This is a genomic window from Bradyrhizobium sp. 22, from assembly GCF_000482425.1.
GTDB lineage: Bacteria > Pseudomonadota > Alphaproteobacteria > Rhizobiales > Xanthobacteraceae > Bradyrhizobium > Bradyrhizobium japonicum_B.
In genome coordinates, this window is record NZ_KI519399.1 from 2,251,512 (window position 1) to 2,276,087 (window position 24,576).

Annotated in this window: 20 protein-coding genes; 9 read left to right on the top strand and 11 right to left on the bottom strand. The window is 65.9% G+C overall.

Features of this window, described 5'->3' with window-relative positions:
* Positions 1 to 226, top strand: a 226-nt coding sequence (locus K410_RS0111985; RefSeq protein WP_155253358.1) for an integrase core domain-containing protein, incomplete at its 5' end; no start/stop codon positions are given.
* A 33-nt stretch (positions 227 to 259) separates the two neighbouring features.
* Here K410_RS0111985 and K410_RS0111990 read toward each other — a convergent pair.
* Positions 260 to 1,060 (bottom strand): SDR family NAD(P)-dependent oxidoreductase, encoded by an 801-nt coding sequence (locus K410_RS0111990; RefSeq protein WP_028135073.1) that lies wholly within the window; start codon positions 1,058 to 1,060, stop codon positions 260 to 262.
* Between the two features lie 384 nt (positions 1,061 to 1,444).
* On the bottom strand, positions 1,445 to 2,233 hold the full coding sequence (locus K410_RS0111995) for a thermonuclease family protein (RefSeq protein WP_028135074.1): 789 nt from the start codon (positions 2,231 to 2,233) through the stop codon (positions 1,445 to 1,447).
* Between the two features lie 200 nt (positions 2,234 to 2,433).
* On the opposite strand from K410_RS0111995, the gene K410_RS0112000 reads away from it, so the two are divergent.
* From K410_RS0112000 to K410_RS0112015, 4 genes are all read left to right on the top strand, one after another.
* The gene (locus tag K410_RS0112000) at positions 2,434 to 4,032 is read left to right on the top strand and encodes a GMC family oxidoreductase (RefSeq protein WP_028135075.1); all 1,599 of its coding nucleotides are present in this window, start codon (positions 2,434 to 2,436) and stop codon (positions 4,030 to 4,032) included.
* A 198-nt stretch (positions 4,033 to 4,230) separates the two neighbouring features.
* Complete coding sequence (locus K410_RS0112005) at positions 4,231 to 4,680, top strand: hypothetical protein (protein ID WP_028135076.1); 450 nt, start codon at positions 4,231 to 4,233, stop codon at positions 4,678 to 4,680.
* Between the two features lie 81 nt (positions 4,681 to 4,761).
* Positions 4,762 to 5,781 carry a S1C family serine protease gene (locus tag K410_RS0112010; protein WP_028135077.1) on the top strand — a complete coding sequence of 340 codons (1,020 nt, stop codon included), beginning with the start codon at positions 4,762 to 4,764 and terminating at the stop codon, positions 5,779 to 5,781.
* Between the two features lie 58 nt (positions 5,782 to 5,839).
* Positions 5,840 to 7,564 (top strand): FAD-dependent oxidoreductase, encoded by a 1,725-nt coding sequence (locus K410_RS0112015; protein ID WP_028135078.1) that lies wholly within the window; start codon positions 5,840 to 5,842, stop codon positions 7,562 to 7,564.
* A 159-nt stretch (positions 7,565 to 7,723) separates the two neighbouring features.
* Here the strand turns inward: K410_RS0112015 and K410_RS0112020 are convergent, their stop codons facing one another.
* On the bottom strand, positions 7,724 to 11,200 hold the full coding sequence (locus K410_RS0112020) for an indolepyruvate ferredoxin oxidoreductase family protein (protein WP_028135079.1): 3,477 nt from the start codon (positions 11,198 to 11,200) through the stop codon (positions 7,724 to 7,726).
* A 165-nt stretch (positions 11,201 to 11,365) separates the two neighbouring features.
* Between K410_RS0112020 and K410_RS0112025 the strand changes: the two genes are divergently transcribed.
* From K410_RS0112025 to K410_RS0112035, 3 genes are all read left to right on the top strand, one after another.
* Positions 11,366 to 12,316, top strand: coding sequence for a hypothetical protein (locus K410_RS0112025; protein ID WP_028135080.1), 951 nt, complete (start codon positions 11,366 to 11,368; stop codon positions 12,314 to 12,316).
* Positions 12,317 to 12,635: 319 nt separating this feature from the next.
* Positions 12,636 to 13,334: a cysteine hydrolase family protein gene (locus K410_RS0112030; RefSeq protein ID WP_028135081.1), complete on the top strand. Its 699-nt coding sequence runs from the start codon at positions 12,636 to 12,638 to the stop codon at positions 13,332 to 13,334.
* Positions 13,335 to 13,344: 10 nt separating this feature from the next.
* On the top strand, positions 13,345 to 15,012 hold the full coding sequence (locus K410_RS0112035) for a hypothetical protein (RefSeq protein WP_028135082.1): 1,668 nt from the start codon (positions 13,345 to 13,347) through the stop codon (positions 15,010 to 15,012).
* Positions 15,013 to 15,062: 50 nt separating this feature from the next.
* On the opposite strand, the gene soxA is transcribed toward K410_RS0112035, so the two are convergent.
* The 7 genes from soxA to K410_RS0112070 all read right to left on the bottom strand — a co-directional run bounded on the left by soxA (position 15,063) and on the right by K410_RS0112070 (position 21,242).
* Positions 15,063 to 15,842 carry a sulfur oxidation c-type cytochrome SoxA gene (gene soxA, locus K410_RS0112040; RefSeq protein ID WP_028135083.1) on the bottom strand — a complete coding sequence of 260 codons (780 nt, stop codon included), beginning with the start codon at positions 15,840 to 15,842 and terminating at the stop codon, positions 15,063 to 15,065.
* Complete coding sequence (gene soxZ, locus K410_RS0112045) at positions 15,839 to 16,156, bottom strand: thiosulfate oxidation carrier complex protein SoxZ (RefSeq protein ID WP_028135084.1); 318 nt, start codon at positions 16,154 to 16,156, stop codon at positions 15,839 to 15,841. The genes soxA and soxZ overlap by 4 nt, the downstream gene beginning before the upstream one ends.
* Complete coding sequence (locus tag K410_RS0112050; RefSeq protein ID WP_028135085.1) at positions 16,156 to 16,623, bottom strand: SoxY-related AACIE arm protein; 468 nt, start codon at positions 16,621 to 16,623, stop codon at positions 16,156 to 16,158. The genes soxZ and K410_RS0112050 overlap by 1 nt, the downstream gene beginning before the upstream one ends.
* A gap of 7 nt (positions 16,624 to 16,630) precedes the next feature.
* Positions 16,631 to 17,053 (bottom strand): sulfur oxidation c-type cytochrome SoxX, encoded by a 423-nt coding sequence (gene soxX, locus K410_RS0112055; protein ID WP_245269364.1) that lies wholly within the window; start codon positions 17,051 to 17,053, stop codon positions 16,631 to 16,633.
* Between the two features lie 214 nt (positions 17,054 to 17,267).
* Positions 17,268 to 18,539 (bottom strand): NAD(P)/FAD-dependent oxidoreductase, encoded by a 1,272-nt coding sequence (locus tag K410_RS0112060; protein ID WP_028135087.1) that lies wholly within the window; start codon positions 18,537 to 18,539, stop codon positions 17,268 to 17,270.
* Positions 18,540 to 18,594: 55 nt separating this feature from the next.
* Positions 18,595 to 20,781, bottom strand: a complete 2,187-nt coding sequence (locus K410_RS0112065; RefSeq protein ID WP_028135088.1) for a xanthine dehydrogenase family protein molybdopterin-binding subunit — start codon at positions 20,779 to 20,781, stop codon at positions 18,595 to 18,597.
* Between the two features lie 11 nt (positions 20,782 to 20,792).
* Positions 20,793 to 21,242, bottom strand: coding sequence for a (2Fe-2S)-binding protein (locus K410_RS0112070; RefSeq protein WP_028135089.1), 450 nt, complete (start codon positions 21,240 to 21,242; stop codon positions 20,793 to 20,795).
* Between the two features lie 269 nt (positions 21,243 to 21,511).
* On the opposite strand from K410_RS0112070, the gene K410_RS0112075 reads away from it, so the two are divergent.
* Positions 21,512 to 23,131: a B12-binding domain-containing radical SAM protein gene (locus tag K410_RS0112075; protein ID WP_028135090.1), complete on the top strand. Its 1,620-nt coding sequence runs from the start codon at positions 21,512 to 21,514 to the stop codon at positions 23,129 to 23,131.
* A gap of 7 nt (positions 23,132 to 23,138) precedes the next feature.
* Here K410_RS0112075 and K410_RS0112080 read toward each other — a convergent pair whose 3' ends face one another.
* On the bottom strand, positions 23,139 to 24,527 hold the full coding sequence (locus K410_RS0112080) for an MFS transporter (protein ID WP_028135091.1): 1,389 nt from the start codon (positions 24,525 to 24,527) through the stop codon (positions 23,139 to 23,141).
* Positions 24,528 to 24,576 lie beyond the last annotated feature (49 nt).

The following is a 24,576-nucleotide window of genomic DNA, read 5'->3' on the forward strand; positions in this document are numbered from 1 at the left end:
CATGACGGCATCAATGAGCCGCAGGGCCGATTGCTACGACAACGCCCCGATGGAAAGCTTCTTCCATACCCTGAAGACCGAGCTCGTCCATCATCGCAACTACAAGACCCGCACTGAGGCCCAGCGCGATATCTTCAGCTTCATCGAAGGATTCTATAACCGGACAAGGCTCCATTCCGCACTCGGATATATCCCCCCGATCGAGATGGAGCTAAAAGCCGCTTAACCCGTCCACTTTATCGGGGGAAGATCACCTCACCTACCCCCGTCTCACGCTCGCTCCGCCGTCCACTGGCAGGGTCACGCCGGTGATGAAGTTCGCCTCGTCGGAGGCCAGAAACAGTGCGGCGTTGGCGACGTCCCACGCCGTTCCCATCTTTCTGCGCAGCGGCACCTTGCTGTCGCGGTCGGCTTCGACCTCGGCCCGGGTCTTGTGCCATTCGCGGGCGCGGGTATCGACGGCCATCGGCGTGTTCATCAGGCCGGGCAGGATGACGTTGGCGCGGATGCCGTAGTCGGCGTTCTGGTAGGCAAGCTGTTCGGTGAAGGCGATCATCGCCGACTTCGTCGCCTTGTAGGCGACGTAGGGGTAGGTCGTGATCGCGGCCATCGAGGAGATGTTGATGATGGCGCCGCTCTTCTGCGCGCGCATGATCGGGATCACTTCCTTGGCGGCGAGAATGCAGCTCTTCAGGTTGATGGCGACGACGCGGTCGAACGCTTCCTCTGTCAATTGCAGCAGCTCGGCGTCCCCGCCGGAGAGGCTGACGCCGACATTGTTGTGCAGCACGTCGATCCGGCCCCAGCGCGACTGCGCGTCCTCAACCATCGCCTTGATCTCGGCCGACCTGGTCACGTCGGCCTTGAACGCCGCGGCGGTGCCGCCCTTCGCGGCGATCATCGCAACGGTCTCCTGCGCGGATTCCAGATGATGGTCGACGCACAGGACCTTCGCGCCCTCGCGCGCGAAGGTCAGCGCGGTGGCGCGGCCGTTGCCTATGCCTTCGCCGGGGCTTTGTCCGGCTCCGACCACGATGGCGACCTTGTCGTTCAGGCGCATGACGCTTTCTCCCCGCTTTTTCATCACGATAGCACGGACGATGCGAGGCAGAAGACAGATCGTGCCGGTCATGGTCGCGCCCGGCGCACGCGGTCCCGCCGGGCATGCATGGCGCATCTGAATGCGAACATGGCGCCGATGGACCAGATCATGCGGATGCAGTGACGAGACCCGCCCCAAAAAAGAAGAGCCGCTTGCGATGACAAGCGGCCCAAGTCTAGGGAGGAAACGCCCAAGCAAAGACAATCCGATGAGGATCGTCCGCCAAGGAAACGCTCGCGCAAGCGCTTGCGTACGCATACAAATGCAGCAAGTCCCGGCCTGGTTCAATTCCGGATCAATACGGAGCCGGACTACTACTCACGGCTGCGTGAAGCGCTTTGCTCACTTCGGGCGGCGGCAATTATAAGCCTTGCGAAAGCCGGCCGCCTGGGCGTCGTCCTCCGAGCAGAACCAGCGGTCCGGCCTGGTGGTCGCCGGATAGCTCGGGCAGCCCCGCAAATGATAGATGCCGATATTGCCGGTGACGCGCGCGCGCACCGCAAGCTTGCCCTTGATGCTGCAGCTCGGGGGCATCGTCAGCTCCTCGGGGAACAGCACGGCGCGAATCTCCTTGTCGCGATCCGGGCGGCAGGCCGAGCCCAGGAGTGCGCCGTCCTTCTTGCCGGCGCGGAAGTCCTGCGGTGCAACAAAGCAGCCCTTCCAGATTCCGGCCGACGCCGTCTTGGCTTCGCTGGCCGCCGGCTTGACGTTCGCCTTGATCGGCTCCCGCGCGACGGCAAAGCCGAGCCTGATCAGCTGCTCGTTCAGGCTGACCTTGTCGCCCTCGGCCGTGCAGATTGCCCGGTGCCGCTTGCCGAAGCTCTTCTCCGGCCCGACATCGTCGCAGCGCACGGAGCGCTTGTTGATCAGCTTGGCCAGCTGGTCGCGCGCCTCGATACCGCAGGTCCAGGGATCGGCGTGATCGTCGATGCAGACCTGGTCCAGCTCGGGCGCATCGACGCCGTCGAGCCGGTAGGTGACGTCGCCGAGCTGGATGGAATTGCCGTCGCGGGCCGTCGCGGCGGCGGTCAGCGCCGCGGCCGGCTGGGCAGACGCCAGGAAGCCGGGCAAGGCGCAGAACCAAACGAGCGCGAAGGCGCGGGCGGCGGCAAAGACATTTCGGAAGGACATGCGGTCTCGCTATCGATTGCCAGTCTGCCCGTTCCTAGCATCCGGATATGGCGATACCAATGGTCTGCACCCCACGAAGTGCGTCATTCCGGCCTCGCGGCTTTACTCCCCCGCCGCTCTGATCCTATCGTTCGCGGGACTTGCGAACCGTGCAGGCCGAATCGCCCGGAAAGCGGCGAGGGCGGGAGGAAAAGGTTGCGATGAAAGACCCCGTGGACGTCCTGATCATCGGCGCCGGCGCTTCGGGCGCCGCGGTGGCGTGGTCGCTGGCCGAGACCAAGATGCACATTCTCTGCCTGGAGCAGGGCGGCTGGATGAACCCGGCGGAATATCCGAGCACCAGCCGGGACTGGGAGGCCAAATTCTACGGCGAGTGGTCGTCGAGCCCGAACGTGCGCGGCCGGCCCGAGGACTATCCCGTTAACGACGACAATTCGCCGATCAAGGTCGTCAACTACAATGCGGTCGGTGGCTCGACGGTGATGTACACCGCGCATTGGCCGCGGCTGCATCCCTCCGATTTCAAGGTGAAGACGCTGGACGGGGTCGCCGACGACTGGCCGATCGACTACGACGCGCTGACCCCGTTCTTCGAGGAGAACGACCGCATGATGGGCACGTCGGGCCTCTCAGGCGATCCGCTCTCGCCGCTGACCCATCCGCCGATGCCGCAGCAGCCGCTCGGCCTGTCCGGCGCCATCATCGGCAAGGCCATGAACGAGCTCGGCTGGCACTGGTGGCCGTCGGACACCACGGTCGCGACCATGGACTATGAGGGCCGGGCGCGCTGCATCAATCTCGGCCATTGCACCCCGGCCTGTGCGCAAGGCGCGAAGTCCTCCACCGACATCACCTATTGGCCGCATGCGATCCGCGCCGGCGTTGAGCTGCGCACCCATTGCCGGGTGCGCGAGATCACCACCGACGAGAACGGCATGGCCTCGGGCGTGGTCTACTACGACAAGGACGGCGTCGAGCAGTTTCAGCCCGCGCATGTCGTCATCATCGCCTGCAACGGCGTCGGCACGCCGCGGCTGCTCTTGAATTCTGCCTCCAGCCGCTTCCCGAATGGGCTCGCCAATTCGTCCGGTCTCGTCGGCAAGAATTTGATGTTCCATCCCTATGCGCAGATCTACGGCTATGTGACGGAGCCGACCGACAGCAACCGTGCGCCGCCGACCTGCCTGTGGAGCAAGCAGTGGTATGACACGGATCTGTCGCGCGGCTTCGTGCGCGGCTACGGCGTGCAGTTCGTGCGGGGCGCGGGCCCGGTGTTCGAGGCCGTCGTCAGCGAGCAGAAGGGCATCTTGCCCTGGGGTAAGGATCATCACCGTATCTTCCGCAAGCTCAATGGCCATCGCCTGGGTTTCTCCGCGATCTGCGAGGATCTGCCGGAGGAGCACAACCGGGTCACGCTCGATCCCGTGCTGAGGGATAGCCACGGCATTCCCGCGCCGAAGGTCGACTACACGATCAGCGAGAACAGCCGGAAGATGATGGAGCATGCACTCGCCCGCGGCCGGGAGATTCTGGAGACGGCAGGCGCGACCGACATCTGCATCAACTCACCGATCCCCTGGGGCGGCTGGCATCTGCTCGGCACCGCGCGGATGGGCACCGATCCGGAGCGCTCCGTCGTCAACGAATGGGGCCGCACCCACGACGTCAAGAACCTCTTCATCGTCGACGGCAGCATCTTCGTCACCTCGGGCGGCGTGAACCCGACCTCGACCATCCAGGCCCTCGCGCTCTACATCGCCGACCAGATGAAGCAGCGCCTCGCCAATTTGTTCGATTGATCATGATGTGGATCCAAGCAAGCGACGGCCTCGGTGCACCTCTCCCGCTTGCGGGAGAGGTCGGCACGAAGTGCCGGGTGAGGGTTCTCTCCTCTGGGGGAGCCCCTCTGTGGAAAGACCCTCACCCCAACCCTCCCCCGCAAGCGGGGGAGGGAGCGCACCTTCACTGCGGCTGCAAGGTTTCCACGAGAGGACGACATGCCTGAACAGCTCACGCTCACGCCGCGGCAGCGCCAGGATCTCCGCACGATCGCCGCCATGATCATTCCTCCGAGCGAGGAATATCGCGTCCCGGGCGCGGATGACGACATCATCCAGGCCGACATCCTTGCGACGCTCGGCCGCGACGCCAAGCCGGTGGCAGCGGCGCTGGACCATCTGGCGAGGCTTGCGGGGATGCCGCTCGCCGATATCGCCCCCGATGCGCGCGAAGTCGTCGCGCAGGAGTTCCGCAGGGACGGCGGCGCGGCCGCCGCAACACTCGTCCGCGTGGTCCTGCAATGCTACTACCGCGACGACCGCGTGCTGCGCTCGCTCGGGCTCGAGCTGCGCGCGCCGTTCCCCAAGGGCCACGTGCTGCCGGACGGCGACTGGTCGCTGCTCGATCCGGTCAAGGCGAGGGGCGGCTCGCTGAGGCGGGCGCCCTAGCCATCTGGGCAGTCCGGCCCTGCGGTCCTTGCGCGGTAGGGAACAAGCCACCATCTGTGTGAGCCTTCAAGGACTCTTGCCATGCTGGATTTCACCTCAGATGTCGTCGATGACACACCGTCATCGCGAACGGCGGCGGCTGCCCCGGTCGATGACCGGGCGTTGCTGGACGCCTATTCCAATGCCGTGATCGACGTCACCGACCGGGTCGGCCCCGCGGTCGTGCGGGTCGAGACCGGACCAAAAGTGCCTGATAGACGCGAACGCGGCGGGCTCGGCTCGGGCATCGTGATCTCGCCGGACGGGCTCGTGCTCACCAACAGCCACGTGGTCGGCACGTCGAAGGAGATCCGGCTGCGCGATGTCGAGGGTCATGTCGGCGACGCCCAGGTGCTCGGTGTCGATCCCGATACCGACCTCGCCTTGCTGCGCGCCAACGGCGTGCGCCATTTGCCCTATGCCGCGCTCGGCAATTCCAAGACGTTGCGTCGCGGCCAGCTCGTGATCGCCATCGGCAATCCGCTCGGCTTCGAATCGACCGTCACGGCCGGCGTGGTCTCGGCGCTCGGCCGCTCGATCCGCTCGGTGAGCGGGCGCACCATCGAAGACGTGATCCAGACCGATGCCGCGCTCAACCCTGGGAATTCCGGCGGACCGCTGCTGTCGTCGCATGCCGAGGTGATCGGCATCAACACCGCCATCATCAACGGTGCGCAGGGCATCTGCTTCGCGGTCGCCAGCAACACCGCGCAATTCGTGCTGTCGGAGATCATCCGCCACGGCTATGTCCGCCGCGCCTATATCGGCGTCGCCGGGCAGACCGCGCCGGTGCCACGGCGGCACGCGGTGCTGGCCGGCGTCGAGAACAAGATGGGCGCGCTGCTCGCGCAGATCGAGCCGGACGGCCCTGCGGCGAAAGCAGGTCTGCTGCCCGGCGACGTCGTGATCAGGCTGGATGGCGTCGAGATCAACGGCGTCGACGATTTGATCCGCGTGCTCGATCGCGACCGCATCGGCCGGCGGCTCGCCATGGACGTGCTCCGGCTCGGCCGCCTGCGGGCAATCGACATCGACCCGATCGAGCGCAAGCCGCAACGCTAGCTGCAGGCTCAGGGGCGAGGTATGACAATGTCATGCCCCGTCCCAGGAACAATGCCGCATGATGCCGGCGCATGCGACCTACGACGTCATCGTCGTCGGTGCCGGCGCCGGCGGCATGACGGCGGCCGCCGTGGCGGCGGCCGAAGGCCTGCGCGTGCTGATGATCGAGAAGACCGCGTTCGTCGGCGGCACCACGGCCTGGTCCGGCGGCATGGTCTGGATCCCTGCCAATGCGAAAATGAAGGAGGCCGGGCTCTCCGACAGTGTCGCGGATGCCGTCCAATATCTGTCGAGCACGGTGCCCGAGCCCGCCGATGCCGGCCTGCGTGCCGCCTTCCTCGCGCGCGGGCCCGAGGCGATCGCCTATCTCGAAGCCAACACCGAGGTTCGTCTGCAGTCGGTTAAGGCCTATCCGGATTATTATCCGGAACGACTGGGTGCGACTTCGGGCGGCCGCGTGCTGGCGCCGGTTGCTTTCGACGGCAGGCGGCTGGGTGAGGCCTTTGCGCGCCTGCGGCCACCGCTGCCGGAGTCCACGCTGTTCGGCGGGATGATGGTCGATCGTCTCGACATTCCGCATCTGCGCAGAGTTGGAAATTCCCTGCGCTCGACCATGCGCGTGGCAAGGCTGGTTTCGGCCTATGCGTTGCAGCGGCTGCGAAGCCCGCGTGGCACGACGCTGCATCTCGGCAATGCGCTTGCCGCGCGGCTGTACGTCTCGCTGCTGGCGCGGCAGGTCGAATTTCTCTTCAGCGCCGATGTCGAAGATCTCTCGATGCAGGGCGATCGCGTCAGCGGCGTGGTGATCCGCCATGGCTCCCGTGACCGGTCGATCGCAGCGCGCCGCGGCGTGGTGCTGGCGACCGGCGGCTTTTCGCACGATGTCGTGTTGCGCAAGCGTCTTTTTCCGGCGGCGGCCGGATTGGTCTCGGCGGCCAACACCTCCAGCACCGGCGACGGGCTGCGGCTCGCCGCAGCGACAGGCGCCGCGCTCAACACGGACGCGACCAGCCCGGCCTATTGGGTGCCGGCCTCGTTGTTCCCCAGGGCCGACGGCAGCCGCGGCGTATTTCCGCACATGGTGACCGACCGCGCCAAGCCGGGCGTGATCGCCGTCAATGCCGCGGGCCGGCGCTTCGTCAACGAAGCGCTGTCCTGCCACGAATTCGTGCTCGCCATGCTGCGCGACGGCACCGGCGAGCCGGACCGGCCGTTCCATTTGATCTGCGACCGCCGCTTCCTATGGGCTTACGGACTCGGCCGCATCAGGCCGTTCACGCGCCGCTATCGGCGTTATGTGGCGAGTGGCGAGCTGATCGAGGCGGCCGATATCGCGCAGCTCGCCACCAGGATCGGTGTCAAGCCGTCCACCCTCACGGCGACGATCGTGAACTACAATGCCGACGCCGAGGAGGGCCGCGACCCCGAGTTCGGCCGCGGCAGCACCCTCTATCAGCGCCATCTCGGCGATGTCAGCCACAAGCCCAACCCATGCGTGGCCCCGATCACGCGGGCGCCGTTCTTCGCGATGCGCATTCATCCGGCCGATCTCGGCACCGCGATCGGCATGAAGGTCGACGCGCAGGCCCGTGTGCTGCGCGCGGACGGCAGCCCGATTGCTGGCCTCTATGCCTGCGGCAACGACATGGGCTCGATCATGAACGGGAATTGTCCGGGGTCGGGTATCACGCTGGGACCGGCGCTGACGTTCGGGTATATCGCGGGGCGGCATTTGGCGGAGGGGGTGGCAGTGGCGCCGACCGCCGCGAAGAAGGTCGTCTGATTGTAACTCGCTCTATCCCCCGTCATTGCGAGCGAAGCGAAGCAATCCAGAGATGTTTCCGCGGAAGCAATCTGGATTGCTTCGTCGCATCAGCGCAAATTGCTGCGCAATTTTGTCGCGAGCTCCTCGCAATGACGTGGAGAGAGCTGGTCCCAGTCCTTATTCCGCCGCTGCCGCAAAGCGGCTGTTCTCGAGTTCCGCTTCAAGCCGCGCCGTCTCGGTTGCCGCGAGCTTGATGTTGGCTTCCTTGACGTGGCCGAAGCCGCGGATCGTCTCCGGCACGCGCGCGAGCCGCGTCAGCAGCGGGATCTGCTCCGGCTTCAGGTTGGCGATCCGCTGGTCGATCATCGCCAGATAATCTGCGACCAGCTTGCGCTCGGTCCGGCGCTCCTCGGTCCGGCCGAACGGATCGAACGCACTGCCGCGCAGGAATTTCAGCCTGGCGAGCACGCGGAAGGCATGGAGCATCCAGCCGCCGAACTCCTGCTTCTGGAGCCGGCCCGTCACCTTGTCGCGCTTGGCGAAGATCGGCGGCGCGAGGTGATATTTCAACGTGAAGTCGCCGTCGAATTTCTCCGACACTTTCTTCGCAAAGCTGCCATCGGTATAGAGCCGCGCGACCTCGTACTCATCCTTGTAGGACATCAGCTTGAACAGGTTCTTCGCGACGGCCTCGGTCAGCTCCGTTGACGCGGGTGAGACGGCGCTCTCCGCCTTGCGTACCTTGGCGACGGCCGCGAGATAGCGGTCGGCGTAGGCCTTGTCCTGATAGAAGGTCAGGAATTCGGCGCGGGTCGCGATGATGTCGTCGAGTGACTTCGCGGGCGCGGACGCACGGCTCTTGAACTGCAGCACGCTGCGCACCCGCGACATGTCGTGGGCGGCGAGGCGGCCCCAGGTGAAGGCGAGCTTGTTCATCTCGATCGCGGCGCCGTTGATCTCGATGGCGCGGAGCAAAGCCTCCAGCGACAGCGGGATCGCGCCCTTCTGAAAGGCGAAGCCGAGCATGAAGGGATTGGTCGCGATGGAATCGCCCATCAGCGCCGCTGCAATGCCGGTGGCGTCGATGATGTCGAGGTTGTTATCGCCGATCGCGTCGCGCAGCACGGTCTGCATCGTGCCCATCTCGAAGTCGAGATCCGGATTTTGCACGAAGCTCGCGGTCGGCTGCAGATCGGCGTTGATATAGGCCTTCGTCACGCCGCGCTCGGCACGGCTGAGGGCGGCGGGGCCGGCCGAGACGATCATGTCGCAGCCGAGAATGACGTCGGCGCCCCCGGTGGTGATGCGGACGGCGGAGATGTCCTCCGGCTTCGGAGCGATGCGGACGTGGCTCATCACCGCACCGTTCTTCTGCGACAGGCCGGTGAAATCCAGCGCCGAGCAGCCGCGGCCGTCGACATGGGCGGCCATGCCGAGCAGCGCGCCGATGGTGATGACGCCGGTGCCGCCGATGCCGGTGACGAGGATGTTGTAGGGGCCGTCCAGCTCACGCGCCGGCGGCAGCGGCAGGTCGGCGAACAGCTGGCCGGAATCGACCGCCGAAGTCTTCATGCGCTTCAGCGTGCCGCCGTGCACGGTGACGAAGCTTGGGCAGAACCCTTCGACGCAGGAAAAATCCTTGTTGCAATTGGACTGGTCGATCTGCCGCTTGCGGCCGAACTCGGTCTCCAGCGGCTGCACCGAGACGCAGTTCGAGGCCTGCGAGCAATCGCCGCAGCCTTCGCAGACCAGCTCATTGATGAAGGCGCGCTTGGCGGGATCAGGATAGAGCCCGCGCTTGCGGCGGCGGCGTTTCTCGGCGGCGCAGGTCTGGTCGTAGATGATGACGGTGAGGCCCTTGATATCGCGCAGCTCGCGCTGCACGGCATCGAGCTCGCGGCGGTGGTGGATGGTCGCGCCTTGCGGGAAGTAGTTGCCTTGCGGGTATTTGCTCGGATCGTCCGAGACGATCGCGAGCCGCTTGACGCCCTCGGCCCAGACCTGATGGGCGATCTGGGCGACGTTGAAGGCACCTTCGGCTGGCTGGCCGCCGGTCATGGCGACGGCATCGTTGTAGAGGATCTTGTAGGTGATGTTGATGCCGGCGGCCGATGCTGCGCGCAGGGCCAGAAGCCCGGAATGCGTATAGGTGCCGTCACCGAGATTCTGGAAAATGTGCTTCTCGCTCGTGAAGGGCGACTGGCCGATCCAGTTCACGCCCTCGGCGCCCATATGCGAGATCAGATCGGTGCGGCGGGTCGGCATGCTCAGCGCCATGCCGTGGCAGCCGATGCCGGCCATGGCGCGGCTGCCCTCGGGCACGCGCGTCGAGGTGTTGTGCGGGCAGCCCGAGCAGAAGAACGGCGTGCGGGCGAGCTTGATCTGCGTGCTCGTGGTGACGGGATGGTCGAACGCCTCGAGCCGGGCGAGGCGCTGCTCCAGCACCGGGCTGTGGTGGCCGAGCTTGCGCAGCCGCGCCACCAGGGCGCCTGCAACGATGGTCGGCGTCAGCTCGCCCTCGCTCGGCAGCAGCGGCGCGCCGCTTTCGTCGCGCTTGCCGGTGACGGTCGGGCGCTTCGAGGCATCGACGTTGTAGAGGATGCGCATCAGCTGGTCTTCGATGAAGCCGCGCTTCTCCTCGACCACGAGCACGTCCTGGAGACCTTCGGCGAAACGCTTGGCGCCGCTTTCCTCCAGCGGCCAGGTCAGCGCGACCTTGTAGATGCGCAAGCCAAGGTCCTGCGCGTCCTTGTCGGTGATGCCCAAATCCGCCAGCGCCTGCCGCAGGTCGAGATAGGCCTTGCCGGTCGCGACGATGCCGAGCCGCGCCGGCTTGGAATCGAGCACGATGCGGTCGAGCCGGTTGGCACGGGCAAAGGCCTGCACCGCGGCCATCTTCGGCCCGAACAGGCGTTTCTCGGCTTCCAGCGGCGGATCGGGCCAGCGGATGTTGAGGCCGCCCGGCGGCATCTCGAAATCCTCGGGGAGCACGATCTTGATGCGCTCAGGGTCGCTGTCAATCGAGGCCGAGCTCTCGACGGTCTCGCTGATCGCCTTGAAGCCGACCCAGCAGCCGGAGAAACGCGACAGCGCGAAACCGTAGAGGCCGAGATCGAGATAGTCCTGCAGCGTGGCGGGATTGATCACGGGGATCAGCGCGGCCGCGAACACCTGCTCGCTCTGATGCGCCAGGGTCGAGGACTGGCAGCCATGGTCGTCGCCGGCGAGCGCCAGCACGCCGCCATTGCGCGACGTGCCGGCCGCATTGGCGTGCTTGAGCGCGTCGACCGAGCGATCGACGCCCGGGCCCTTGCCGTACCAGATGCCGAACACGCCATCGACCTTGGCGCCGGGAAACAGGCCGACTTGCTGGCTGCCCCACACGGCGGTTGCCGCGAGGTCTTCGTTCAGTCCGGGAACGAAGGCGATGTCGTGCTGCTGGAGGTGCGACTTCGCCCGCCACAACGCGTGGTCGTACATGCCGAGCGGAGAGCCGCGATAGCCGGAGATGAAGCCGCCGGTATTGAGTCCCTGAAGCCGGTCGCGTTCGCGCTGCAGCATGGGTAAGCGGACCAGGGCCTGTGTGCCGGACAGGAAGATCCGCTTCGATTCGAGCCGGTATTTATCGTCCAGCTCGACCTGCAACAGCGTCATGTGGTGGAGTCCTTATTGTTCTGGCCCGGCGAGGATTTTGCACCGCGGGAGGATTGCGGCTTGCGAAGCGGAGGATCCCAGTCAAGAGCATGGGCCGGCGAAGTCAATACGGCTGGCCGCATCCGTGGCGCTCCTGCTAGTCATGGCTTGCGAGCGGAGGACATCATGGCTGCAAAAGCATTCGACACCGAAATCACCGAGACGACCGAGACCCTGATCGGGCCGTGGCGCCAGCCGCGTCAGATGCTACAGGCGCAAACCTACGACGCGCATGCCTCGATCCATGACGACGCCACCGCGCAGAAGCTCGGCTTCAAGGGCGGCACAATCGAAGGCCCGACGCATTTCAGTCAGTTCGCCCCGCTCGGCGCGCGATTGTGGGGACAGGCCTGGTTCGAGACCGGATGCCTGTCCGCGCATTATCGCAGCGTCTGCTACGAGGGCGAAGAGGTGCAGGCGATCCTGTCGAAGCCATTGCCCGGCACCAGCCAGTGCCAGATCCAGATGGTCAAGCGCGACGGCACCGAGGTGCTGCGCGGTACGGCTTCGGTCGGCGAACCGCACGCGGCGACGGCGCTGGAGACCCGCCTTGCCGAGCTCAAGCCGCTCGCCGATCCCGTGATCCTGCGCGATGTGAAGGTCGCTCAGACCGGCAAGCGCCAGACGGTGCGGATGGCGTTCGACCAGATCATGGGTGACCTCTACCCGTTCTCCCTCAGGCAGAAGCTCGCCGTCATCACCGAGAGCTCGCCTTACTACTCGACTGCCGACAATCCCTGGCGCAGGCCGATCATCCCGATGGAGATGCTGAGCGTGCTGTTCCAGTACCGCTCCAAGGACGATCCGCTGCCGGCCAGGGGCCCGGCCGTCGGCCTGTTCGCGGACCAAGAGATCCGGCTGGTGAAGGGCCCGCTGTTCGTCGACGAGGACTACGAGGTCGAGCGCGAGGTGGTCGCGCTCTCCGGCAGCCGCCGCACCGAAAGCGCCTGGGTGAAGACGCGCGTGTTCGACAAGGCGGGCGCGGTGGTGGCGACCATGCTGCTCAACATGGCGACACTGAAGGACTCGTATGCGCCGTATGAGGAGGAGTATCGGCGGCTGTATGGGGCCAAGTAGCCGCCATTCTCTCGGTCGTCATTCCGGCCGCGACGAAGTCGCGAGCCCGGAATCCATACTCACGATCGTGGTTATGGATTCCGGGCTCGCCGCTTCGCGTCGCCCCGGAATGACGGCGGACGGAGCTTCAGCACTCGCCCATCCTTTATGCAAATGCACGTCGCAAAGCCGTCGCACAGCGAATGAGCAGGCGCCGAACGCTCGCCTAACCTTCTGAGCCCACAGCAAATTCTTTCGCAGCCTGGGCGCCATCGCAATTGTACACAATGGCACGCCGCTTGCAGAACTCCTCGCGCAGTTCTCGCGAGGGGCGGGCGTCATGCTGGACTTGAGCAAGCCGACATTGGGCGTCATCAACGCCGAGCCCGAGCCGGTCAGATTGGACTGGTCCGCCACCGCGCTTCTCATCATCGACATGCAGCGCGACTTCATGGAGCCCGGTGGCTTCGGTGAGACGCTCGGCAACGACGTCAGCCAGCTTGCGCACGCGGTGAAGCCGATCGGCGCGGTGCTGAAAGCGGCGCGTGACACCGGCATGCTGGTGATCCACACCCGCGAGGGCCATCTGCCCGATCTCTCCGACGCGCCCCCGGCGAAGATCGAGCGCGGCGCGCCGTCCTTGCGCATCGGCGATCCCGGCCCGATGGGTCGCATCCTCATTCGCGGCGAGGCCGGCCACGACATCATCCCCGAGCTCTATCCGCTCGACAGCGAGGTCGTGATCGACAAGCCCGGCAAGGGGGCGTTCTACGCCACCGAGCTCAATGACGTGCTGGAGAGATACGGCATCGAAAACCTGCTGGTCTGCGGCGTCACCACCGAAGTTTGCGTCAACACCACGGTGCGCGAGGCCAATGATCGCGGCTATCGCTGCGTCGTCATCTCCGACGGCTGCGCATCCTACTTCCCCGAATTTCACGAGATGGGCCTGAAGATGATCAAGGCCCAGGGCGGCATCTTCGGCTGGGTCGCGGATTCAGCCGCAGTTCTGGAGGCAATGAAGGTTTCGACCACATAGGGGTACTATCATGAGCACATTGACGGGGGCGGCCGGCAGTTCTGATCTGAACAAGTCCGAGTTCAAGCCGGCGCTATGGACATCGGGCGACTGGAATGCGTTTTTCGGCTTCGGTACCAACATCCTCGTCAACATGCTGGTGCTGACGGGCCTGTTGCGCTTCGTCCTGAAGATGCCGGACAGTCTGGTGTTTGGCCGCATCCTGCCCGCGCTCGGGCTGATGATGTGCCTGTCGACCTTCTACTACGCCTACCTTGCCTATCGTCTGGCGCAGAAGACCGGCCGCAGCGACGTCTGTGCGCTGCCCTCGGGCGTCAGCGTGCCCCACATGTTCATCGTCACCTTCGTGATCATGCTGCCGATCACCCTGAAGACCGGTGATCCGCTCAAGGGCTGGTCCGCGGGCCTGGTCTGGGTGTTCTTCCAGAGCTTCATTCTCATGATCGGCGGCTTCATCGCGCCGTTCATCCGCAAGATCACGCCGCGCGCGGCGCTGCTCGGCACGCTTGCCGGCGTCTCCGTCACCTTCATCTCGATGCGGCCGGCGCTCGAAATGTACATGACGCCGCAGATCGGTCTGGTCTGCTTCGCCATCATCCTGGTGAGCTGGTTCGGCGGAGTGAAGTATTGGCGCGGCATTCCCGCCGGCCTCGTCGCCATCGCCGTCGGCATGGTCATCGCCTGGGGCTCCAATCTGTTCGGGCTCGGCACCGGCGGCTTGAGCCTCGCCGGCGTCGGCGCAGCATTTGCCAATTTCGGCTTCTCGGTGCCGATCCCGGCAATAGGCTATGTCTTCTCCGGCTTCGAATTCCTCGGCATCATCCTGGTCACTGCCATTCCGTTCGGCATCTACGATCTGGTCGAAGCCATGGACAATGTCGAGAGCGCGGAGGCTGCCGGCGACGAATATCCGACCACGCGCGTGCTCACGGCTGACGGCGTCGTCAGCCTGATCGGCTGCCTGATGGGCAATCCCTTCATCAACGCCGTCTATATCGGCCATCCCGGCTGGAAGGCGATGGGCGACCGGATCGGCTATTCCGCTGCGACCGGCATCATGGTGATCGTGCTGTCTTGGTTCGGCATCATTTCGGTGCTGCTGGCCCTCGTGCCCGTCGTCGCGATCTCGCCGATCCTGCTCTATATCGGCATGCTGATCGGTGCGCAGGCGTTCCAGACCACGCCGGTCAAGCACGCGCCCGCGATCGTGCTGGCGCTGACGCCGCATCTGGCCGCCTGGGCCAAGCTCCAGATCGACACGATGCTGGGCTCGACCATGAATGCGGCGGCAACCGTCGGCGGCTTGGCGGCCGACAAGGCCGACGCCGTCAAGGCGGCCGCGATCGCCGCGCTGCCGCAGCAGGGCGTGTTCTATCATGGGCTCGAGGTGATGGGCGGCGGCTCCATCCTCGGCGGCCTCATCCTCGGCGCGATCGGCGTCTTCATCATCGAGCGGGATTTCGAGAAGGCCTCGGCCTTTGCTCTGGTCGGTGCCGTGCTCACCTATTTCGGCTTCATGCATGGCGAGGCCGTCGGCATCGGTGGCGGCTTTGGCGTGACGCCCGCGGTCGCGCTGGCCTACGCCGTGATGGCGGCCGGCCTGTTCGCCGCCGGCAAGCTCGGCGTCAGCGAACATTATGCCGCGCATCCGGAGATGTCGGCGGCGCCGGCGGAGTAGGCAACGCGCGAACGCGTTCGAAGCGGCCGGCAAATGCCGGCCGGTTCCTTTCAAGGACGCACCGCCGGCGTCTCCATCGGCAGGCCACGCGCCCGCGACATCAGATAGAGCTCGAGCGCGACCAGCTCGGGCGAGCCGTAGTCATACGCTTGGGCCCGGACGCCCGTCATGCAGCTCCGCAGCCGCCGCTCGAGCGATCCCAGCGTCTGCCATTCCAGGCGGTAGAGCGGATAGCCGGTCGGCTGCGCTTGCGTGATCGGCGCGCCCGCAAGGCGCTTGTCGAAATTGTCGTCATGGCAATTGGTGCAGGCAAGGTTGAGCTGGCCCTCGCGCTGCATGAAGAGCTCGCGGCCCTGCTCCACGAAGGGTTTTGCCTGCGGATCGTCGCCGGCGGTGATCGCGACACCGCGCGATTGATGGGCGACGAACGCGGAGAGCGCCAGGAGGTCGCGGCTCTCGTAGGGCAGCGGCGTTGCCCGCTGGTGATCGGCGCGGCAGAGATTGATGCGCTGGTCGAGCGTGACGGGACGGCGACGCGCCTTGTCGATGGCGGGATAGCGCGCCGCGACGCCCTTCATGCTGGCGCGCGCCTCCCCATGGCAATCCGCACAGGCCTTCTCCGCGCTGCCGGTCTTCTTCGCCCACAGCGCCTCGCCGTCGAGCACGAACAGCATGGCCGGATTGGAGGTGTCGTCGTCCTGCATCGCCCGGGTATCCGGCCCCATGAACGAATAGCCGGATCGGCGCGCATCGGGCGGGATTTCGCCGGCAATCAAGGCAGGGGCCGTGGCGAACAAGGCCGCCGCCGCTATCGCGCGCCAAACGCTCATTCGACCGTGATCGATGCCGATGCGGTTGTCGAATAGCCGTTGTCGCCGATCCATTCGAACTCGAATCTGCCGCTGTCCTTGGCGACGGTGAAGAACGACAGATACGGATTGGCCGCGATCGCCGGAAAGAGATCGGCGCGAAAGATCTCGGCGCCATTGTAGCGGCAGGAGAAGCTCGTGATGATGTCGCGCGGCACCAGCTTGCCGTCCACGGTGTGGCGAAATCCGGTCTCCATGATGTGCGAGGTCAGCGCGCGGATCTCGATGACGTCGCCGCGCCTGGCCTTTGGGGGAACGTTGATGAGCGCGGCCATCAGTTCATCTCCTCGGTGCAGGCGGCCAGAGTCACGACCACGTCGGCGGCGACCTGCCAGAACGTGTCGTCGGACAGGCGCGCGATCGCCACCACTTTCTGGGTGTCGGCGAGCCTGATCCGGGTCGAGACCTGGGCCCGGCCGGAGGAGGGGCCGAGATAGAAATTGCCGATGTTCGGCTGCGGGTTCTTCTCGTTGAAGACGTGGATGCTCTTGACGTGGTCGTCTGCCGTCATCGGGCTTGCGACGCTCACCGTCATCGGCACCACGTTGCCGTTCTCGACCAGCGGCGGAATGTCGAGCTTCATCCTGCCGGTGCGGATCGGGGCTTCGCCGACGATATTGCGGATCGCGTGATCGAGCATCGCGGGCGTTGCTTGCAGCGGACGCAGGGTGACGACCGGGATCGTCCCGGCGGCCGTGACGCCTCCGGCGAGGCTCAGGAATTGTCGTCGCGTGGTTGGCATGACGGTCCTAGTCGCGAAGCGTTGCAAGAAAGGCCACGATGTCCTCGATCTCGGCAGCCGACAAGATCGGCTTGCCGGCGAAATTGCGCCCGACCCGCACGAGGCCGTCGGTGCGATAATAGGACGGCATGATGGTCTCGGCGTTGAATCGTGACGCATCGACCAGTCGAAGCCGCAACTGGCTCACCGTCCATCGGTTCCCGGCGCCGGCAAGGTCGGGCGCGAGATCTCCCTGGAACCGCGTTTCCGGGAACGGGCCGGAATGACAGAGGATGCAGGTCGTGGTGCGCGCGAGCACGAGCGCGCGTCCGCGCTCGGCATCGCCGGGCGAGCCGGTGAGCGATTGCGGGATGCCGTCGCCGACGATGTTGTAGGGGATGAGGTCTTCGGCTCTAGCGTTGATGGCAAGCGTAAAGCCTATCGTGATCACCGCGGCGGCAATCGATCGAATGTAAGAGGAGAGGTCGAGCCGCGGGCTCCTCTTACCTCTCCCGCTTGCGGGAGAGGTCGTCGCGCAGCGGCGGGTGAGGGCTCTCTCCTCTTGGGGGTTCTCGCGAGCGGAGAAACCCTCTCCCCAACCCTTCCCCGCAGGCGGCGGAGGGAGCGCACCGTGATGGTTCCGGCAGCTTCTTCCCATCATTGCTCTAGCCAAAGGTGTCCGCCGTGATGGCTTCAAACCAGCGCTCCGCTTCAGCGGCCTCGCGCACCCGCAATTCGCGCGGGGCATCGACTGGGCTGGTCGCGCCGCCCTCGACCTCGGCGAAGATGTCGCCTCTTGGCTGGTAGTTGCCGGCAAGGGAGAAGCCGTAGCCGGGAGCGACGGTGCTGTAGCAGATGCCGGCCAGCCGCGGCGTTTGCGGCGCTCGGCCGGCGAGGAGATCGGTGATGGCCGCGGCGCAGGCCTTGCCTTGCCAGCTTGCGGCCGACGCCGATTTGGGAATGCCGCCGCCGAGGCAGGCATCGCCGATGACATGGATGTTCGGGACGAGTTTCGACTCGAAGCCGACGGGATCGATCGGACACCAGCCGGTCGCATCCGCAGCGCCCGCGATCTCGGCGATGCGTCCTGCACGTTGCGGCGGGATGACGTTGGCGACATCGGGCGTGTAATTGCCGAATTCGGTGACGATGGTCATGGTTGCCGAATCGACCGAGATGACGCGGCCGCCTTGCGACAGCGCGATGCGCTCGATCATGCCGCCGTAGAGCTCCTTCCAAGCCTTCTCGAACAGCCGCTGCTGGGAGAAATTGTCCTTGGCATCGAGGATCAGCACCTTGGAGCGGGGCTTGTTCGTCTTCAGGTAATGCGCGATCAGGCTGGCGCGCTCGTAAGGCGCGGGCGGACAGCGCGAGGGATTGGCGGGAATGGCAATGGCGACCGTGCCGCCGTCGTCCATCGCTTCCAGCTGCTTGCGCAGAAGCAGCGTCTGCGCGCCTGCCTTCCAGGCATGGGGCATTATTTCCGATGCCGCATCGTCGTAGCCGGGCAGGGCTTCGACATGGAAGTCGATGCCGGGCGAGAGCACGAGACGATCATAGGGCAGCACCGTGCCATCGGCCGTCGTGACGTGTCGCTGCTGCGGCTCGATCTTCGCGGCGGCCTGGCTGATCACGGTGACGTCCGCAGCAGCGAGCTTGTCGTAGCCGAAATGTTGCGTCTCCATCTTGCGCAGGCCGGCGATCACCTCGTTACTGAACGGGCAGGAGGCGAAGATCTTGTTCGGCTCGATCAAGGTGACCTGCAGGTTCGCGCCGGCGCGCTTGAGCGCACGCGCGCAGGCCGCGCCGCCGAAGCCGCCGCCGACCACGACGATGCGGCCTGCCGATTGCGCGCGCAGGATCGAAGGTATGGCGAGCGATGCGGCCGCGGCGGTGATGCCGAGGACGGCATTCCGCCGTGTCACCGGCACATTCATGGGACTTGTCCGGAAAAGCGTGCGGCGGCGGCCGTCGTGGCCGCCGCCGCGTGTCTCAGGCAAAGGTGATGTTCTGGTCGCGCAGCGGCACCGAGCGGATGCGTTTGCCGGTCGCTGCGAAATACGCGTTGAGCACCGCCGGCGCCGCGACGCCGATGGTGGGTTCGCCGACGCCGCCCCAGAACCCGCCGCTCGGCACCATCACCGATTCCACCTTCGGCATCTCGCCGATGCGCATCGAATTGTAGGTGTCGAAGTTGGTTTGCTCGATCTTGCCGTCCTTGACGGTGCAGCCGCCGTAGAACAGCGCGGAGAGGCCATAGACGAAGGAGCCTGCGATCTGCCGCTCCACCTGCGCCGGATTGACGACGTAGCCGGGATCGGTGGAGGCGACGATGCGATGCACCTTGATCTTGCTGCCGTCGGTCACCGAGATCTCGGCGGCGGCGGCGACATAGCTGCCATAGCCCATCACTTGCGCGATGCCGCGATAGACGCCCTGCGGCGCCGGTGTGTCCCAGCCGATCTTCTCGGCGACCGCATTGAGCACCGCGAGGTGCTTGGGGTGATTGCCCATCAGCTTGCGGCGGAATTCGAGCGGGTCCTGGCCTGCGGCCTGGGCCAGCTCGTCCATGAAACATTCCATGTAGATCGCGTTGTGATTGACGTTGACGCCGCGCCAGAAGCCGGGCGGGACGTGCGGGTTGCGCATCGCGTGCTCGACCAACAGATTCGGCACCGAATAGCCGAACGCGGCCTCGCCGGATTGGGCGACGCCCTGGAAGGCCGCCGGATCCATGCCGTTCTGCAGCGCTTCGGGGCGCAGCGAGAACAGGATCGATTGCCCGGACAGACGGTAGTGCAGCGCGATCAGATTGTTGTTGGCGTCGAACGCGCCGGTCATCTTGCACTGGGTGATCGGGTGATACCTGCCGTGCGCCATGTCCTCTTCGCGCGACCACAGCAGCTTGACCGGGGTGCCCGGCATCTGCTTGGCGATCATCACGGCCTGACGGACATAATCGGTCTGGCCGCGCCGGCCGAAGCCGCCTCCAAGCATCACCTTGTGGACGTCGCACTTCTCCGCCGGCAGGCCGGAGGCCTCCAGCACCGCTGCGAAGGCCGCCTCGCCGTTCTGCGTGCCGCACCACACCTCGCATTTGTCCGCGGTGTAGAGCGCGGTGGCGTTCATCGGCTCCATGGTGGCGTGGTTCTGGTAGGGATAGGAGTAGACGGCCTCGACCTTCCTGGCTGCGCTGGCGATGGCGGCCTTGGCGTCGCCGTTCTTGTTGCCGACATAGGCCGGCTGGTCGTCCTTGAGCCCCTCGGCCAGCCATTTTGCAATCGACTCGCTCGAGACCTTGGCGTTGTCGCCTTCGTCCCAGACGATCGGCAGCGCCTCCAGCGCGGTCTTGGCGTGCCACCAGGTGTCGGCGACCACGGCAACCGCGGTATCGCCGACCTTGACGACCTTCCTGACGCCTTTCATGGCGGCGATCTTGGCTTCGTCAAAACTCTTCAGCTTGCCGCCGAACACCGGGCAGTCCTTGATCGCGGCGTTCAGCATGCCCGGCAGCTTGACGTCGGCGCCGTAGATCATGGCGCCGGTGGTCTTGTCGAGGGTGTCGAGCCGCTTCACGCCCTTGCCGATCAGCTTCCAGTCCTTCGGATCCTTCAACTTGACCTCGGCCGGCGGCGTCAGCTTCGCGGCGGCTTCGGCGACCTTGCCGTAGGTCGTGGTTCGGCCCGAGGGCTTATGGGTGATGACGCTGTTTTCGGCCGTGCATTCCGAGGCCGGCACTTTCCATCCGTCGGCGGCGGCCTGGATCAGCATCACGCGCGCGGTGGCGCCGCCCTTGCGGACATAATCCTGCGAGGAGCGGATGCCGCGGCTGCCGCCGGTGGAGAAATCGCCCCAGACGCGCTTGCGGGCGACGCTCGTGCCGGGGGTCGGGTATTCGGTCGTGACCTTGGTCCAGTCGCATTCGAGCTCCTCGGCCACGAGCTGGGCGAGGCCAGTGAGCGAGCCCTGGCCCATCTCGGAGCGGGCGATGCGGATCACGACAGTGTCATCGGGCCTGATCACGACCCAGGCGCCGATCTCGGGCGAGCCGTCCGCGGCGCGGACCACGGCGGGGCCGCCGAAGGGGATGTCGAGGCCGATGGCGAGGCCGGCGCCCAGCGTGGCGCTGCCGATGACGAAGGCACGGCGGTTCATCCTGGGAGAAACATGCTTGTTCATGAGGCGGCTCCTTACGCGCTGGCGATCGTGTGGATCGCTTCACGCACCTGTTGGAAAGTGCCGCAGCGGCAGATGTTGGTGATGGCCTCGTCGATGTCGGCGTCGGTCGGTTTCGGCTTCTCGTTCAGCAGCGCGGCCACGGCCATGATCATGCCGCTCTGGCAATAGCCGCATTGCGGCACGTCCTGGGCGATCCAGGCCTCCTGCACCTTGTGCAGCGTGTCGCCCGAGGCGAGCCCTTCGATCGTGGTGATCTTCTTGCCTTCGGCCTCGCTGACCGAAACCCCGCAGGAGCGGGTGGCGACGCCTTCGATGTGAACCGTGCAGGCGCCGCATTGTGCAATGCCGCAACCGTATTTCGTGCCGGTCAGGCCCGCATTCTCGCGAATCGCCCACAGCAGGGGCGTATCCGGCTCGACGTCGAGGGTGAAGGTTTTTCCGTTGATTGTTAGGTTTGCCATCGCAGTCCCCTGATTGGCCCAATCCACCGGATTGAACTCAGGCGCGCAATGTGTCCGGCAAACTGGAACGGTTCAAATCAACAGTCCGAGGGGTCGCTGCCGAAGAATCTGGCTATCGCGGGCCGCAAGATCTCTCTTCAGGCGCCGGCTGCCGGGCTTGAGGCGACGTCTGCGGTTCCAGCGCATGTGGCCGAGCGACAGTTTGTCCTTTTTGCCGGGATGCAAGACGACCGCGCTTTGCTACACTGCGCCGACGCAAAAGGAGTTCCATTGACGTGCCAAGCCCCTGCAACGTGTTGATGCTCTATCCGCTGTTCACGGCGGAATCGTTCTGGAGCTTTGGCGAATCCTGCAAGCTGATGGGGGTGCGGCGTCCCGCGGCTCCGCTCGGTTTGATCACCGTCGCCGCGATGCTGCCCGAGAGCTGGACGGTCCGGCTGATCGACTGCAACACGCAGGAGTTCGATGACGACGAGCTCGCCTGGGCCGACGTCGTCTTCACCGGCGGCATGTTGCCGCAGCAGGCGGATACGCTGCGCCTGATCGATATGTGCCGCGCGGCGGGCAAGCCGGTTGTCGTCGGCGGTCCCGATCCCACCTCCAGTCCGCACATCTATGAGAAGGCCGACTTCCGGGTGCTCGGCGAGGCCGAGAGCGTCATCGACGACTTCATCGCGGCCTGGGAGAGCGGGGCCCGCTCCGGCACCTTCACCGCGCCGAAGTTCCAGGCCGACGTCACCAAGACGCCGGTGCCGCGCTTCGACCTCCTGAAGTTCGAGGACTATCTCTATCTCGGCGTGCAATATTCCCGCGGCTGCCCGTTCACCTGCGAGTTCTGCGACATCATCGAGCTCTACGGCCGCGTGCCAAGGACCAAGACGGTCGAGCAGATGTTCGTCGAGCTCGAGACGCTCTACAAGATGGGCTACCGCGGCCATCTCGACTTCGTCGACGACAACTTCATCGGCAACAAGAAGTCGCTGCGCCAGTTCCTGCCGCAGCTCGCCGAATGGCAGCGCGCCCATGGTTACCCCTTCGAGCTATCGACCGAGGCGTCGGTCAATCTCGCCGACGATCCTGAACTCCTGGAGCTGATGGGCGCGGCCAACTTCTTCGCCATCTTCGTGGGCATCGAGAGTCCCGACCCTGCGACCCTGGTCGCGATGCGCAAGAAGCAGAACACAAGGCGCAACATCGCCGAGAGCATCCACAAGATCTATGCCGCCGGCATGCTGGTCACCGCCGGCTTCATCGTCGGCTTCGACAACGAGAAGGTCTCGATGGCCGATGCGATGATCGATTTCATCGAGGAGGCCGCGATTCCCGTCGCCATGGTCGGCCTGCTCTACGCGTTGCCGAACACGCAGCTGACGCGGCGGCTGGAGCGCGAAGGGCGGCTGCATCCGGGCCACGACGTGGCGCCGACCATCGGTGCCGATCAATGCACGGCCGGCATCAACTTCGATCCGGTCCGCCCGCTGCGCGAAATTCTGACGGACTACAAGCGGGTGCTGGAGCACATCTACAGCCCCGCAGCCTATGCGGGACGCATCGAACGCCTGATGACGTTGCTCGATCGATCCAGGCAGCGCTCCGAGCTGACCGAAGGGGATATCCGCTCCAAGCTGGGGGCGATGGAAACGGTGCACAAGGTGGTCACCGCCCTTCCCGAGGCGCGGGGGCCGCTGTGGCAGGCCTTCATGAACTGCGCCAAGCGCGATACGTCATCTGCACGCATCGCGGTGCAGATGATCGCCGCCTACGCCCACCTCGGACCGTACTCGCGCAAGGTCATCGCGGCCATCGACACGCGCCTTGCCGCGATCGAGGACGAGACGGTCGTTCCGGCGGCGACGTCCGGCATGACGGCCGCCCGGCATCTGGCCTAAGGGGGCCTTACTTCACCGCCAGCCGCAGGAAGCTCATCACGCTGCCGAGGGCGGCAAAGCCGGCGCCGAGCGCCAGCGCCAGCGTTGCGCCCTCGTGGCCGGCGAGCGCAAAGCAGGCGGCGGCAAGCGCGGCGCCTGTCGTCTGTCCCGTCAGGCGCGCGGTGGCGACGATGCCCGAGGCGCTGCCGCTGCGATGCGGCGGCGCGCTCGACATCACCGCCTTCATGTTCGGCGCCTGAAAGAAGCCGAACCCCATGCCGCAGATCACCATCCGCCAGATGATGTCGGCAATGGCGGGGTTGGCGGGAAGCGTCGCGAGCAGTGCCATGCCGAGGCCGAGCAGCACGAGGCCGATGCCGCCGAGCAGGCCGACGGCATGGCGGTCGGACAGGCGTCCGGCGATCGGCGCCATGATGCCGACCACCAGCGGCCACGGCGTCATGAAGAAGCCGGTCTCGACCTGCGAGCGGCCGAGCACGTCCTCGAAATAGAACGGCAGCGCGACGAAGGCGAGGCCCTGGACCGCGAAGGAGCACACGGCCGTTGCCGCCGACAGCGCGAACATGGGCCGGGCGAACAGGTCGATCGGCAGCATCGGCGCGGGATGGTCGGCGTGCCGGCGCGTCAGGATCAAACCGAGCGCGAGCGCGGCGACCAGCTCGATGCCCACGAGCACCGGCGACAGACTATGCGCGGCACTGCCGATGCCGGTGATGAACAGGCCGAGGCAGGCCGACGCCAGGATCGCACCGAGCAGGTCGAAGCCGTGATCGGCGCGCGGCGTCTTCGGCAGCATCGCGAAGCCGATGCCGATCGCGACGAGGCCGAACGGGATGTTGACGGCAAACAGCCAGGGCCACGGGCCGAATGCGAGGATGGCGGAGGCGATCGATGGCCCGAACGTGAAGGCCGTCGCCACCACCAATGCGTTGTGGCCGAAGCCGCGGCCGAGCATCCGTCCGGGGTAGACGAAGCGCACCAGCGCGGTGTTGACGCTCATGATGCCGCTGGCGCCGAGGCCCTGCAGCGTGCGCGCGAGCAGCAGGCTGTCCAGCGACCACGCCACCGCGCAGAACAACGAGGCGATGGTGAACAGGATCAGGCCGCCGAGATAGATGCGCTGGTGCCCGACGATCTCGCCGAGCGCGCCGAGCGGCAGCAGCGTTGCCACGAGCGCGATCTGGTAGACGTTGACGACCCAGACCGACTGCTCCGGGCTGACGTGCAGATCCGCGGCAATGGCGGGCAGGGCGATGTTGGCGATCGCGGTGTCGAGCGAGGCCATCGCCAGCGCGGTGAAGATCGCGGCGATCGCCCATCGGCGCTGGGCTGCCGGGAGACCATCGGCGACGGGGCGGTCGGGCTCGCGCGCAGCGGCGGGTAACGTGGCTGTCATTGCGTTGGCGCGGCGCTCCGGCGCGTGGCTGCAAGGTCCAATTGGCATG